Genomic DNA, 14,141 nt, shown 5'->3' on the forward strand with positions numbered 1-14,141 from the left:
GACGTCCATCCGTATTCGAGTTAATTATGAACCAGGCCGAGCTAACCCAATTAACGCAGGCATTAACCCGTGATGATGTAGCGGTGCTCAATGCTGATGATTATGAGCAGGCTTTACAGTTGGCGGTAGCTCGCTATAACAAAGACAAACCGCGCCAGGACGACGCCGTAGTTAATGTTAGCAACGGATTGATGCAGTTACCTGGTACATGGCAGGCCGACTTCAGCCAAATTGTACAAGCCTATTCAGTACCTGGTTACGACGAGCTGCCGGCACGGCAGTTACCTGGCGACATTCTTAAGTTGGCAGGCTACAGCGGTGATGTGCATTTGTATTTTACCCTGGCGCACAGCTTAACCAATATTGAAACCACACTTTGGCCAGGTGATAGCGAGCTGCTGGCTACTTACGCCGCTGCGCTCTGTTGTGAGCAGTTATCGGCCTATTACAGCAACGAAGCGCAAAGCACCATTGCCGCCGATGTAACCCAGCAAACCAGCAAAGCCGAGCAGTACCGCACCTTGGCGCGTGAGTACCGCCGCCGTTACGACAGTCAGGTAAAACAAGCCAACGGTGCCACGGTTTCCTCTGGGTTAAGTGCCGGCACCGTTGTTACTTGGGGTAGCCGGAGGCGCAAATGAAAGTTGAGATTGCGTTACAAGGCTTTGCTGAGCTAGCCGCGTTATGGCAGCAAGCGCCCGAGTTGGTGCAGCGAGAAATGGAGGCGGCAGCTGAAGAAAGCGCTGCAATGATTCAAACGGCGGTTGTAGAACGGACGCCGCAAGGCGTAGGGGCTGGCAGTGGCTTAAGCGGCAGTATTTTAGCGCAGCCGGTAACGTTTTTTGAGGGCGATGTAGTTAGTGTCGTAGGTACCAGTTCGACTTATGCGGTGCCTGTTGAGCTGGGTACCAAGCCACACTTCCCATGGGATAAGTCGTTACCGTTTGGCTTAACACCTTTGGTTGAGTGGGTAGAGCACAAACTGGGATACACAGACGAAAAAGCAGTAAGTGTTGCTTATGCCATCGCTGTGACAATTAGCCGAAAAGGCACCGAGGGTAAGTTTATGTTCCGCGATGGCTTTAAAGCGTCTGAGCCTTACATTAAACAACGTTTCGGCCGCGCGCTGGCACAAATTAAACAGGAGCTTAGCGCGCTATGAACGAACTACGCGATGGCCTGTTGGAGCGCCTACAAACCCTTAGCCTGGGTAAATTACATGGTTATGAGCGCTACAGCCGCAACACCACCACGCTGGCCGACTGTTACAAGGTTGATGGTCGCTTAGAAGGTGGTTTTATCCGCCGGCTCACGGCAAAGATTACACCGGGCGGCAGCCAGGGCAATCGTCGTCGCCAGGAGTTTGAACTAACCCTTATTCGCTCATTCCAGGACGAATTAGAGAGCGAACTGCTGTTTGATTCCGCCATCGATCGGGTGATAGCTGAGTTTGAAAACAACCACAAATTATGGGGTTGGACCTGTTCGGTTGGTGATCGCTTGGGGTTTGAGCTAGTGCGTAACACCCCGGCTATGTTCGCAGGGGTGCTGGTGCATTACGCCGTGTTACGCATTGCGTTTATTCGTTAGGAGACAGAGATGAGTGAGAAAAAGCCGGCCCAGCAAAGCGCTGCGCCAACCGAAGCCGCTGCAAAGCAACCCGAAAAACAGGTTGTGGTGCATACCGACAACAGCAAGAACGGTTACCTGGAAGCACGCCGGGCAGCCCGCATTAACGCTAAGAAAGGAGCCAAATAATGGGCGAGCGTATTTATGAGCAGGATACCTGCGTACTGGCAGCGGTAGAAGCCACTTACGGCACCGATGCTACCCCCACCGCAGCCGCTAACGCGATGCGGGTAAAGGTTGACTTTAACCCGATTGACGGTGACCAGGAAGCGCTGGAGTACGATGCAGGTCGTGGCGGCAGCAAAGGTTCGGTACAGCGCAACAAGCGTTTAACCGGCACCTTAACCGGCTATGTGGCCGGTAGCGGTGCTGCAGGTACAGCACCCGCCATTGGCCCCTTGCTGCAAATGTGTGGTTTAAAGCCAACGGTTACGACTGCAGAGAAGGTGGTGTACAAACCGACGTTCCCGGTGACAGACAGCTGTACGCTGCATATTTTCCGGGGCAAGAACAAGCATCCGGCTTTAGGCTGTCGTGGTAACCTTGAGGTGTCGCTGGGCCCTAACGCGCTGCCTAAGTTCACCTTTAACAATATTATCGGTTTGTTTGTTGACCCGGCTTCAGTGGGCTCGTTTCAAAGTGCCGACTTTAGCCAGTTTGAAAACCCGCTGGTAACCGATCCGGTTTCTATTACCAAGATGCAGCTGTTTGGCCAGGATGTAAATATGGCCGAGTTAATACTGCGCCTGGGTAATACCGTGACGTACCGCGCCGTGGTGAATAACGAGTCGGTACAGGTGACGGGCCGCATGCCGCAAATTGAAGTGTTGTTTGAAGAGCCGCTGATTGGCGACTTTGACTGGTACAGCAAGCTAAGTAAGTTTGGCGCGCTGGCGTACCAGCTGGGCCAGGACGTGGTAGATGCCGGGCATATTTTTGAGCTGACTGCCGCCAATGTGCAGCTAAACAGCATTACGCCAACCTATGTGGATGGCATTAGCCACCTGCGCTGTGTACTGGATGTGGTACCAACGGCGCGCGATAACGACTTTGAAATGACGTTCCGCTAAGCCGTTTTCTATAGAAAGGGCACGGATGCCCACCCTTAACCCTAACCCGATTTTGAAAGAGAGTTGCCTATTATGAAATTCGATATTAAAGCCCTTGCCGCACAGCAGTTCAAAGCGATGGTTACCGTTGCGGTGCCTACCAACGAATTAGACAAAGACGGCGGAACTGTATTTGCCAAAGCCAAGTTTGTGGGCCTGTTCCGCTGTGTGCCGATTGAAACGGCGCGCAAGCAAATGACTGAGCTACAGGCAATGCAGGAAGCCGGTGACACCATGGCGGCCATTGAGGCGGCAGGTAAGCAGATTGAAGAGTACTTTGTAGGCTTTGAGGCGGTACCAGGTGAAGAGCTGCCGTTTACCAATGACGGCCAGCCACTGGCCAGCACCCCTGAGAACATTAAGTTGTTGCTTAACAGCAAAGAAGTGCGCGACGCGGTGCAGTTTGCCTGGCAAGAGGCCCGCAACAAGGATGTACTGGCAAAAAACTCCAAGAAGTAGCAACGGCCTGGGCCAGTGGTAGCGGTACAGACAATAAGCGCTGTGCCGAATCGCTGGCCGCTGCAGGTGCACCGCCAGAGCTTGTTGACCGGGTATCAAAACAGCAAGACGCACTACCCGAGATACAACCCGCCAATGGCTTAACGGTGCATTTGTTTTTTGCCGCTGCTACTCAGTGGAATTATGCCGGCATGGCAGGTGTGCGCACCGGCCTGAATTACCCGGCAGTAGAGTTAAGGGCGTCTAAGGTGCCCGATTACGCCAGCTTACCCCTGGCGTTACAAAGCCTGGTGTGGGATGGCATAACCGTAATGGAACGCACCTGTTTAAACATTTGGAGTAAGCAAAGCAAATGAGTGATTTGTCGTTAGCCATAAAGCTGAGCACAGAAGGTGGCCAGGTTGTTGTTAAAGAGCTGACGCAAATTGGCCAGGCTGCGGGCGGTACCAATGCCGAGCTGGTAAAAACCGGCCCTGCCGGTGCGGCAGCAGGTAAAGGCTTAGAGGCTACCGCCAGTAGCGCTACTCTGTTAAACACCCACATGCGCACCTTGTTTCAAACCCTGGGTGTGGTTGCTGGGGGCTTAAGTGCCTTTGCGCTTATTGATCGTGCCGATGAATGGGGCCAGTATGCGGCCCGTATCCGTACCGCGACCAAATCAGCAGAAGAGTATGACTATGTGCAGCAGCGCATGGTTAGCTCGGCTAACGATACCTTTCGGGCTATTACCGAAACCAAAGAATCCTTTATTCAAATGTCGCCCATCCTGCGCGACATGGGCTACCAGTTAAGCCAAAGCATCGATATTGTTGACTCGTTTAGTTCGCTATTGGTGGTGAACGCCGCCAGGGCAGATCGCGCTGCCGCAGCACAATCCGCCTTAGCGGGTAGCATTCAACGTGGTAGTGTAGATGCCGATAGCTGGAAAACCATTTTCGGTACCATGCCGACTATCCTGGATAACCTAACCGCTGCTACCGGCAAAACCGCTTCTGAAATCCGCGAGCTGGGTATTACCGGTAAACTCAGTATTAACGATTTAACCAACGCGCTGTTATTAAGTTACGAAGAGAACCGCAAAGCGGTAGAGGCGATGCCCACTACCGTGCGTGATGCGCTGCAGTCGTTTAGTACGGTGTTTACCGAATACATCGGCTGGCAAAATGAGGCCAAAGGCGTTACTGCCGGCATGGCCGATGGCATTGTGTTTTTAGCCGACCACTTTGACACCTTAGTGAATATTGTTGGTGGTGTAGCTGTTGCGGCTTTTGTTAACTACGCGGCGCATGCAGCGATAGCAACTAAAGCAACCTATGTGAAGTATGCTGCAAATGTTGCGTTAAAAAATGAAGAGCTCCGCTTAGCGCAAGCGCAGGTAGCTCAAACTAAAGCGACTCTGGCTCAGGTTAGCGCTAATGCCATCTATGCAAGCGGTAACGGTGCCGTCACTGCTGCCACCACTGCGCACGACGCCGCTGTAAGAAGATTGACGCAAGCAAAGGCAGCACAAATAACGGTTACGCGCGGCCTGCTATCTGTATTAGGTGGTCCGGCTGGCATCGCTATTGCTTTGGGTGTTGCTGCTACAGCATTTTTCAGTTTCCGCAGTTCTTCAAATGACGTTAAGCAGGCATTGGAGGAGTTGCAACAGCCTTTAGAAAACACTATTGAAAAGTTTAAGCGCTTAAATGCCGATCAGCGCGCAGCAGCTATGGTTAAGTGGGCTGATGCTGAAGCTGAAGCAATTAAAAAAGCTGCCCAATCTTATAAAGACTTAGAGCAAGTTGTTGCCCGCCAGGGTGCGTCCAGCACAATGAATGCACTGGGCTACAGTACTGGCCAGGCGAATATCGAAGCACAGCTCAGAGCTGCAGCCGAGGCAGGCGAGCAGCTATCCCCTATACTGCAAAAAATTGGCGAAGACGCCGGAGTTAAGCAGGAAACCATTGATAAGTGGATCATGCTGGCCGGGGCTTATTCTGATGCTAAATTAGCAGCTGAAACGGCTGCAAATGCGATCAAGAAAGTTAAAGAGGCTGCAAGATTTGATGGCTTGGATAAGCTGCTATCAGGCGATTTGTTTGGCTTCAAACCCGATTTACCTATTGCCGAAAACAAAGAACTAGAAAAAGCCCTACTTGGCGTATACAACGCGCAAATGCTTAATGCCCAGGCTGTTGATGCCTATGGTGTTGCCTTAACCGGTATTGATTTAGAGCTGTTTAAAGCCCAGTTTGAAGCGGCTGAAACCCTGCCAGATAATGCCACTGCAGCCATTCGCCGTTTTGTGGCTGAAGCCAAAACTGCCCAGGCAAATTTAGACATCAGTAACTACTTAACCCAGCTGCAAACTGAAATAGGTTTGCTCGATGTAAAACTGGCCAAAGGCCAGGCTGAGTTTGAATTACAAAAAGCCCTGGCACAATTTACCGGTGCTGATCCAGCTCGCTTAAAGCAGCTGGAAGATGAGCTTAAACTGCTGCAACAAAAGCAAGCCTTGGCCAGCGACAAAGACACCTTGGCCAGCCTGCAAAAAGAGAATGATCTTTTAAAAGTTCGCCTGGCGCAGGGCGAAGCTGAGTACGAAATTCAAAAAGCCCTGGCACAGCTTAAAGGTGCTGATCCGGCAATTCTGGCTGCGATTGAAGAAGAGCTGCGCATGCGCCAGGACCTTAACAAGCAAATTACCATTAGCGAAGAAATTGCCTCAGGTGCCTTTAATAAAGCGCTGGATGATATGACGGCGCTAACCAGTGCCGGCAGCACCTTTGGCGATGTTATTACCCAGGCCTTTGGCCGCGTAGCGCAGCAAATAGATGGCATGACGCAGGCGCAGCTTAGCTACAACCAGCAGCTGGATGAGCTAAAAGCCAAGCGTAAAGAAGTTGAGGCGCTGGATAAAAACGCGCCCGGACGGGCAAAAGCGCTGCTGGATATTAAGAACAAAGAAAACTCGCTTTCCCGTGAGCATTTTCAAACCCAGATGGGGCAGTTTGCGGCACTAAGTGGCGCGGCCAGCCAGATGTTTGGCGAGCAAAGCAAAGAGCGTGAAGCCTTGCACCGCATGGAGATGGCGTTTGGTGCGGTGGAAATAGCCATGTCGCTGCAAAAAGCGGGCGCTAATGCCTTAACGGCAATAACCAGCGCCTTTAGTGCGCCATTTCCGCTTAATTTTGCTGCCGGCGCGGCGATGATTGGCATTATGGCCGGGCTGGGTGTGTTTAGCGGTAGCAGCTCTGCCAATGCGCCTAGTGCATCTGATCGTCAGGCAAGCCAGGGAACCGGGACGGTGCTGGGCAGTGATGATAAGTCGGCATCTATCGCTAATAGCTTAGAACGTATCGAAACATTAGAGCTGGATCAGTACAGCGAACTGCGGGCAATTAATAGCAGCATTAAGGCCTTATCAAGCGGCATTGCGCAATTAGCAGTTAGCCTGGTGAGTAACTTTGGCCGCTTTAACGAGAGTGATTATGCCGGGCAGCTGGGCACCAGTAAGCAGTTTCAGCTAAACGGTACCCTGTCTAGTGTGTTGGCGCTTGGCCCGATTGGCGGTATTGCCGATCAGTTGCTGGGCGGCATTGTTGGCAATATTTTTAACGGAATTCTTGGCGGTATTAGTAAAACCACCCGTAACCTGGTGGACTCTGGCTTATCGTTTCAAACCCAGCAAATTGGGGAAATTCTGGCAACCGGGTTGCTTGAGGGGAGTTATTACAACGTCATTGAGACGACCAAGCGCAAGCTGTGGGGCCTGAGTAAAAAAACCAGCCAAAGCACTGAGTATACAGCGCTGGATAACGCGCTGGAGGCCGAGTTTGGCCGCATCTTCAAATATCTAGCTACCTCTATTACCAGTGCGGTCGACGTGCTGGGCCTGGATATTAATAAGAGCCTGGCCAATTTTGTGATTAACCTGCCGAATATCAGTTTTAAAGACCTGTCTGGCGATGAGATCCAAAAAGAGCTGGAGGCCATTTTTAGCCAGCAGGCAGATTTGATGGTGCAATACCTGGTGCCCGCGATGGCGGAGTATCAGAAGATGGGCGAAGGCCTGTTTGATACATTGATCCGGGTTGCTCAGGAGCAGGCCATTTTTAACGCCCAGCTCGATGCGCTGGGCTTGCAGCTAAGCCGCTTTGGTAATGTGGCCGCAGAAACGCAAATTGCCATAGCGCAAAGCATTATTGAATTGATGGGCGGCATTGAAGAGTTTAGAGATGCCACCAGCACGTACTTTAGTAGCTTTTATGATGAAAGCGAGCAGTTGGCGTTTTTATCGCGCTCCCTTAGCCAGGCGTTTTCTGATTTAGGCTTAGCCATTCCGGCAACCCGTTCTGGTTTTAGGGCGATTGTAGAGGGTATCGACTTAACCACTGAGGCTGGTCAGGTGCTGTATGCCGCATTAATGGCGCTGGTACCGTCACTGGATGAATACTACAAAGCCATGGAGCGGCAAAAAGAAGCGGCAGAAAAAGCCGCTGAAGCCGAGCGTAAACTGGCTGAACAGCGTAAGGCCTATTTCGATGCCAACTTCCGAGAGCTGTTGCGCATGGATTTTAGCCCGCTGCAGCTGGCCATTGATGATTTGCAGCAGTGGTATAAAAACAGTTTAAAAGAAGCGCAGGAACTTGGTGCTGATACCAGCTTGCTAACCGCCATTTACAATAAGCGCCGCGACGCCCTGGCAGAGCAAACGCTGCAGCAAGCATTAGATAATGCGCAAAATGCCATGAATCGGCTGGTGGCTGATTATGAGCGCGCCTCTGCAAGTCTGGCCAGTACGTTGCAATCGCAAATATCTGCTATTACCGGTGTAACACAACAGCTGTATATGGATGCGCTAGCTATCCGTAAAACCCTACCTGGTTTTAATGCTGTGAGCTATTACGGCAACCAGGTAAGCCAGTTAAGTGCGCAGCTGGGAACTGGCAGCGCAGCTGAGCAACTGGAGCTGGTAGGTAAACTGCGTACTGCGATCAATGAGCGCTACAGCGCTGAATTAGCTTACATGCAGGAGCAATACGCGTTAGAGCAGCAGCAGTTCGATGCAGCCATGCAGGCCTATGAGGCATTAAAGGCTGCCGCCGAATCGATGCGCGATGCCGCTGCAGCTCTGATGTTGGGTGATTTGTCGCCGCTGACAACCGGGCAGCGTTTGAACGAAGCGCGCGGCCAGTTTGATGTTGCATTGGCCGCTGCGCGAGGCGGTGACACGGAAGCTTATGCTCTGGTGCAGAGCCTTGGCCAGCAAATACTGCAGCTAAGCCGCGATTATAATCCGGCAGCTTATACCGGCACCTTTAATGAAATTAAGTCTGTGTTTGAGGAGCTGGGCGGGTTAAGCGGCAATGAACCTACTGCACCCGCTCCGCATCCAGCCATTGCTGCTTTCGAAGCGGAAAAAATAGCGTTAGCAGAGCGTACTATTGCAGAGTTAGTGGCACTGCAAAGTAAAACGGATGCGCTTAAGCCTTTGGCTGAATCTGAATACGCAGCGGGTATTGCAACGCTAAAAGCAGAGTTTGCGACGAACGCGGCTGAGGTGACTGCCGCATTTGAATCAGCACTAGCTGAGCTAACAAAGCTAATGCCCACCGAAACCGATCGCGTGCTGGCAAAGCTGCAAGAGCAGGTAGATGCCCTTTACAACACTCGCGATGCGATAGTTGGGGTAATTAATGACCAACTGCCACTTATAGTACCTGCCCCTGAGGTAACGGTTACGGTACCAGAGTTTAAATTACCGCCGGAGATTATCGACCCTATTACTAACCGGCCAATTGATAAGCTGTGGCCGATTATTGAGCCGATCCCGGATTTATTAAGCTGGCACGGTACCAACCTAAACGATATTAAGGCCGGCGTAGGGAAACTGCCAACGCGCTTTCCAGACTTTGACCTAAAGCCGATGCTGGACCAGCTACACGTACTGGATACGAGCATTGGCCAACTGCCAACACGCTATCCAACATTTGATATTCAGCCGGTAGTGGACCAGTTGTTTGTAGTTGATCGCAGTATAGGCGGTTTACCAAAAACCTATCCCGCCATAGACTTAAAGCCGGTGGTAGACCAGCTGTTTGTTGTGGACGGCAGTATTGGCAAGCTGCCTAAGACCTACCCAGTGGTCGACTTTAAACCAGTGGTAGACCAGCTGTTTGTGGTAGACGGCAGCATTGGCAAGTTACCCAAGACTTACCCGGTGGTCGACTTTAAGCCGGTGGTCGATAAGCTGACGCTGGTGGATGCCAGCATTGGCAAGTTGCCTAAGACCTACCCAGTGGTCGACTTTAAACCAGTGGTAGACCAGCTGTTTGTGGTAGACGGCAGCATTGGCAAGTTACCCAAGACTTACCCGGTGGTCGACTTTAAACCGGTGGTCGACAAGCTGACGCTGGTGGATGCCAGTATTGGCAAGCTGCCCCAAACCTATCCCACCATCGACCTAAAGCCGGTGGTAGACCAGCTGTTTGTTGTGGACGGCAGTATTGGCAAGCTGCCTAAGACCTATCCAGTGGTCGACTTTAAACCAGTGGTAGATAAGCTGAATTTTGTCGAAACCGCAGTGCGTCATATTCCGGCTCCAGCGGTTAATGTGTCTGTAGATATGGTCGCTGTGGTTAATGAACTTAAAGCCGTGCAGCAACAGCAGCAGCTGCAAATTGAGCAGGCTAACGCTGCCGCGACCCGCGCTGAAAAGCTGCAGCAAGACATGCTGGTATTAAATGAACGTTTAGCCCGCGAGATTTCAGACACTAACGACCAGTTGATGACTTTAGCGAGGATCGCCTGATGTATGAGACTTGGCTAACCACACCTGGTTTATTTCGCTGTGTCCTGGTGGAGCTGGATTATCTGGATGGCAGCACCGTAAAAACAGCATACTTTAGTAACGCGGCCTTTGTTAGCGGTCAATCGGATACGCCAGCCCATACCGCTTACGACCCTTTTATTCTTGGCGGCTTGGAGTTTGAACGCAGCCTAGCCGAGATATTTACTGGTGCCAGCTCAGTTCGTCTGGCTGATGTTGAGCTGGTAAAGCAGCCTACAACAGAGTGGCTTATTGCAGCCAAGGTTGCTGGCCAACAAATAAGGGTATTTTTAGGCGATAAAGCCTGGCCAAAAGCGAGCTTTTCTCAGGTGATTACAGGGGTGTGTGACGGCGCATGGTCAGAGCAAAGCCGCATTCGTATTAAGTTTCGCGACTTGGCAAAGACGCTGCAGACTCCGGTGCTAACAGAGCGTTTTAATTCTGGTGCAGCACAAGGGGAGCTGAAGCCGCTTAGTCTTGGTCGCTGCTTTAATGTTAAACCCGTGCTGATTGACGCGGCCAATCATGTCTACCAGTTTAACAGCGTGCCCAGTCAGGCCGTGACCGCTGTGCGTTTTAATGGTGATACTGTTTCAACGTCACATTACAGCATTGACCTCACCGCCAGTACCATTACTTTTAGTGTATTTCCGATTGGTGAAGTGACTGTCGATGTCGACGGTGCAAAAATTGCCGGTACCTGGCTGCAGTCAGCCAGTCAAATTATCGAGTACCTCACAGGACGTGCCTCTGTTACAGCTGATGTTAGCGGCCTGCCTTCGTATTTGCTGGGATTATACCTGACTACTGCCGAGCAACTAAGTGCAGTACTTGATGACATTTGCGCCTCGGTTGGTGGCTATTGGCTATTCGATCGCCTAGGACAGTTTAGATGCCGTGCGTTTAACGGCATACCTGCAGCAAAGACCGCCAGCATAACGGATGATCAAAACCTCTACGACACCCGCCAGCTACGCCGCAGGATAACTCCCATCTACGAGCTAACAATTGGATATTGCCGCAACTGGATGCCGCTAAGTGCCATTGCCGCCAGTGTTTATGAAAACGCGCCTGATGTAGCCAAGCGGCTGGCTGAGTCTGAACTGACGGTTACACAGGCAGCGCCATCGGTTGCCGCTACCTGGCTGGATGCACAAACACTGACTGTTAGCACATTGCTGGTTAGTAAAGCAGATGCGGAAGCTGAAGCTGCCCGTCGCATGAGCCTTTCCGCTATCCCGCGTTTTGTATTTGAAACGCAGCAGTTAGCCGCACCATTTCAGTGGATGCTGGGTGTCGGTGCAATGCTGGAAACGCCGGCGGTAAATGGCAGCGAAGCTGTTATTACCCGCCTGTCTGAAAACCCATTAACAGGAGTAGTACGCGTGGAGTTTTGGCAATGAGCAATTTGAGAATTGTAGCTAAGAATGCCTTTGATGATGGTTCTGTAATGCAAATAGTGGGTACTGGAGTTACTTCACTACCACCTACAAATTTACAGATATACAACAATAGCAAGGTTTTCCGTAGCCTTAGCCCGGAGCATACGGTACTAGCGGGTAATTTTAATGATGTAGAGTTAATCTCCGCATGTATTTTATGGCGGCACAATTTGACGAATGCGGCGAAGATTAAGTTAGAGTTATTTGGATTGCCAAATCAACAGGGGACACTAATTTACGACTCGGGTGAAATTGACGCTGTTGCGCAAATAACCTTTGCCGACTGGGATTGGCGTACACAACCTGTCATAAGTGGTGTGTTAGATGAGTGGGACATCAGATTTAGTCAGTTATGGTTAGAGCCCCAATTCTCACGTAGTTACCGGCTTACAATAACTGACCCATTAAATTCAAATGGACATATCGATATCACGAGAATTTACATGGGGCGCCACATTACTCCGAAGGTGAATTTTAAATATGGGAATAGTTGGGGTTTGGGATCTAACGAAATGCAATTCCGAACAGATGATGGTTCTTTGTTCAGCCAAAATGCACCACGCTGGCGTCAGTTAAACTTCACTGTGGCTAATATACCTGAAGGTGACAGAGCCGGTTTGCTGGGGGCAATACGGAATGTTGGTAAAACGAAAGATTTCTTTATTTCGTTGTATCCGGAAGTCGGTGGACAAAAAGAAGCTGAATCCAGCTTTGCGGGAAAATTCACAACAATTCCATCGCTCACTGCTAATTTTTATGACAACTACACAATGCCTTTTAGTATTGAGGAATGCTAGCCATGATTAAGTTACCAGTACCTAATATCATTATAAACGCAAACGATCAGGGCGCTGTTTTTCAAGATAAAATTAACGCTTCGCTAGAAGCGATACGTAATGCGATCATAGCGTATAACAGTCAAATTGATGCCGCTCAAACCGCTATGCAGTACACCGAGCCCGCATCTCAAAGCGTAGCTCTAGCAGGTGAGAACAATACTTTCAAGATGACCCCACTAAGAGTAAAGCAAGCTATTGAATCTTTTCGACCGTTAACTACAAGCCCCACCGATACAACTCAAGGTAGGCTTTGGCGAACTAACGATTTAGTGAAAACAACATCTGCGACGGATAGCACTAATGGCAGGATGCTAAAAGTTGGGGACGCCGGGATTCTAACTGCTAATAAAGGGGTTAGACAGTTAACAAATGCAGGTGCTTTAACTCCGCAAGAGATAGAGGCCGCCGTTGGTGGAATTGGTAGTTATGAGCTTATTAGCCTTGTCGGAGGGGTGCTTGACTTTGGTGAAGGGTTTGCACCACAAAGATATGGTCGAATCAAGGGATTTACTGCGTCGACAAATAATTATCAATATTCCTGGCAAGAATACACAGGTACAAACGGTAATCGTAAATGGCAGAGAAGAGCTTTCTCAGCAACAGTATGGGGACCATGGCAAGAAATCTATCATCAGGGAAGTATCCTGGGTACTGTGAGTCAGTTAAATGGCATACCTACTGGAGCTCTAATTCAACGGGGCACCAATGCAAATGGTGAGTTTGTCAGGTTCGCTGATGGAACGCTGATTTGTACAGGAACCACAGCAGTGACTTCTAATATTGATATTGCCTTTGAAGGTGGGGTAAGGTCGGGTGGATTAACCCAAGTCTTTCCAAGTGCATTCGTAAACCAAGAGTACAGAATTTCGATGACGCCAACAGCCAGGGCGAATAACGCACCCTTTAGTATGGGGCACCAGCTTAGTGGTTCTCCTGGAAGTTTTGGTTTTCAGCTACATGCGATCACACCACAAGCCTCTAAAACTTATCAGTTCGACTGGGTTGCATTTGGTCGTTGGTTTTAGGTAAGGAAACTATCATGAAAATTATTTTATCGCCTAGCGCAACATTTAGAGATGACCAACCACCGGTTGTATCAGGTGAGGCTCTTTTTTACCGTGGGGCCTACTACGACTTTTCTCAATTATCTGATGGTTCGGAGATCAAAGCTGAATTACCATTTATTGGAAAAATTAGTCGTGTTAACGGACGTGTAGAGTTAACTCTGGAGTATCAATATAACACCGAGACGGCAGAGGATAATCTGAGTGCAGACTGGTCTGATTACACATTTGTAGTGACTAGCGGAGAGTGCCCTTGTCCTATCGTACGTAAGCCTGTACAAAAGATTTTTGTAGAGGCTGAATGCGGACTTGAAGACAACAATTAGAACGAGAGCTAGAAGAAGTAAAAATGCTGGAACCGGAAAAAGTGGCGCTAACTTCCTCAACAGATATTACACCATTTGAAAAACAACATTGATACTGTTGCTAGGCGATATAGCAGAGCGGGGTGTTTCTCCGAGTTTGCTTACTGCCCGGCGAATGTTGTTTGATATTATTAAAAGACTTTTACTGATACGAAAAAATTAATTTTCGCATTTATCGCACAAATAGCTCTTCATTTTTCGCGCGCCGCTTCACCTGCGGGGTGTGGCATTGCAGTGGGCTATCCCTGCCCACTGCCCTTCGGGCCTGCCTGCGGCAGTCCAAAACTGCTCCCGGCAGTTTTGTCGCCATGCGACACGGTACTTCGACTATACGGCCTCTGTACGAAGCGCCATGCTACATCGCACTTCGATTACACAGCTTCTGTACGAAGCGCCAAGCTAAACGATGACACGATACTC

12 protein-coding genes are annotated in these 14,141 nt (G+C 50.2%); all 12 read left to right on the forward strand.

Features of this window, described 5'->3' with window-relative positions:
- The first annotated feature begins 26 nt into the window (after positions 1-26).
- Entirely contained in the window at positions 27-641 is a 615-nt protein-coding gene (locus AJE_RS00165; protein ID WP_008949126.1) for a hypothetical protein, read from the forward strand.
- Entirely contained in the window at positions 638-1,162 is a 525-nt protein-coding gene (locus tag AJE_RS00170; protein ID WP_008949127.1) for a hypothetical protein, read from the forward strand. Before AJE_RS00165 ends, AJE_RS00170 begins: the two co-directional genes overlap by 4 nt.
- Positions 1,159-1,590 carry a hypothetical protein gene (locus AJE_RS00175; RefSeq protein ID WP_008949128.1) on the forward strand — a complete coding sequence of 144 codons (432 nt, stop codon included), beginning with the start codon at positions 1,159-1,161 and terminating at the stop codon, positions 1,588-1,590. The genes AJE_RS00170 and AJE_RS00175 overlap by 4 nt, the downstream gene beginning before the upstream one ends.
- 9 nt (positions 1,591-1,599) lie before the next feature.
- Positions 1,600-1,758: a hypothetical protein gene (locus tag AJE_RS18510; RefSeq protein WP_157999929.1), complete on the forward strand. Its 159-nt coding sequence runs from the start codon at positions 1,600-1,602 to the stop codon at positions 1,756-1,758.
- On the forward strand, positions 1,758-2,699 hold the full coding sequence (locus tag AJE_RS00180; protein WP_008949129.1) for a phage tail tube protein: 942 nt from the start codon (positions 1,758-1,760) through the stop codon (positions 2,697-2,699). Before AJE_RS18510 ends, AJE_RS00180 begins: the two co-directional genes overlap by 1 nt.
- Positions 2,700-2,771: 72 nt before the next feature.
- On the forward strand, positions 2,772-3,197 hold the full coding sequence (locus tag AJE_RS00185) for a hypothetical protein (RefSeq protein ID WP_008949130.1): 426 nt from the start codon (positions 2,772-2,774) through the stop codon (positions 3,195-3,197).
- A gap of 146 nt (positions 3,198-3,343) precedes the next feature.
- Positions 3,344-3,553: a DUF1799 domain-containing protein gene (locus AJE_RS18690; RefSeq protein ID WP_039927788.1), complete on the forward strand. Its 210-nt coding sequence runs from the start codon at positions 3,344-3,346 to the stop codon at positions 3,551-3,553.
- Entirely contained in the window at positions 3,550-9,993 is a 6,444-nt protein-coding gene (locus tag AJE_RS17895) for a tape measure protein (RefSeq protein ID WP_008949132.1), read from the forward strand. Before AJE_RS18690 ends, AJE_RS17895 begins: the two co-directional genes overlap by 4 nt.
- Complete coding sequence (locus AJE_RS00200; RefSeq protein ID WP_008949133.1) at positions 9,993-11,414, forward strand: hypothetical protein; 1,422 nt, start codon at positions 9,993-9,995, stop codon at positions 11,412-11,414. The genes AJE_RS17895 and AJE_RS00200 overlap by 1 nt, the downstream gene beginning before the upstream one ends.
- Positions 11,411-12,250 (forward strand): hypothetical protein, encoded by an 840-nt coding sequence (locus AJE_RS00205; protein ID WP_008949134.1) that lies wholly within the window; start codon positions 11,411-11,413, stop codon positions 12,248-12,250. The genes AJE_RS00200 and AJE_RS00205 overlap by 4 nt, the downstream gene beginning before the upstream one ends.
- Before the next feature lie 2 nt (positions 12,251-12,252).
- Complete coding sequence (locus AJE_RS18595) at positions 12,253-13,317, forward strand: pyocin knob domain-containing protein (RefSeq protein WP_008949135.1); 1,065 nt, start codon at positions 12,253-12,255, stop codon at positions 13,315-13,317.
- Positions 13,318-13,331: 14 nt separating this feature from the next.
- Positions 13,332-13,682 (forward strand): hypothetical protein, encoded by a 351-nt coding sequence (locus AJE_RS00215; protein WP_008949136.1) that lies wholly within the window; start codon positions 13,332-13,334, stop codon positions 13,680-13,682.
- The last annotated feature ends 459 nt before the right edge of the window (positions 13,683-14,141 follow it).

The sequence above is a fragment of the Alishewanella jeotgali KCTC 22429 genome (assembly GCF_000245735.1).
GTDB lineage: Bacteria > Pseudomonadota > Gammaproteobacteria > Enterobacterales > Alteromonadaceae > Alishewanella > Alishewanella jeotgali.

Bases quoted from the DNA above. Each gene is read 5' to 3' on its own strand.
- AJE_RS00165 (WP_008949126.1), top strand. From the start codon at position 27: ATGAACCAGGCCGAGCTAACCCAATTAACGCAGGCATTAACCCGTGAT.
- AJE_RS00170 (WP_008949127.1), top strand. From the start codon at position 638: ATGAAAGTTGAGATTGCGTTACAAGGCTTTGCTGAGCTAGCCGCGTTA.
- AJE_RS00175 (WP_008949128.1), top strand. From the start codon at position 1,159: ATGAACGAACTACGCGATGGCCTGTTGGAGCGCCTACAAACCCTTAGC.
- AJE_RS18510 (WP_157999929.1), top strand. From the start codon at position 1,600: ATGAGTGAGAAAAAGCCGGCCCAGCAAAGCGCTGCGCCAACCGAAGCC.
- AJE_RS00180 (WP_008949129.1), top strand. From the start codon at position 1,758: ATGGGCGAGCGTATTTATGAGCAGGATACCTGCGTACTGGCAGCGGTA.
- AJE_RS00185 (WP_008949130.1), top strand. From the start codon at position 2,772: ATGAAATTCGATATTAAAGCCCTTGCCGCACAGCAGTTCAAAGCGATG.
- AJE_RS17895 (WP_008949132.1), top strand. From the start codon at position 3,550: ATGAGTGATTTGTCGTTAGCCATAAAGCTGAGCACAGAAGGTGGCCAG.
- AJE_RS00200 (WP_008949133.1), top strand. From the start codon at position 9,993: ATGTATGAGACTTGGCTAACCACACCTGGTTTATTTCGCTGTGTCCTG.
- AJE_RS00205 (WP_008949134.1), top strand. From the start codon at position 11,411: ATGAGCAATTTGAGAATTGTAGCTAAGAATGCCTTTGATGATGGTTCT.
- AJE_RS18595 (WP_008949135.1), top strand. From the start codon at position 12,253: ATGATTAAGTTACCAGTACCTAATATCATTATAAACGCAAACGATCAG.
- AJE_RS00215 (WP_008949136.1), top strand. From the start codon at position 13,332: ATGAAAATTATTTTATCGCCTAGCGCAACATTTAGAGATGACCAACCA.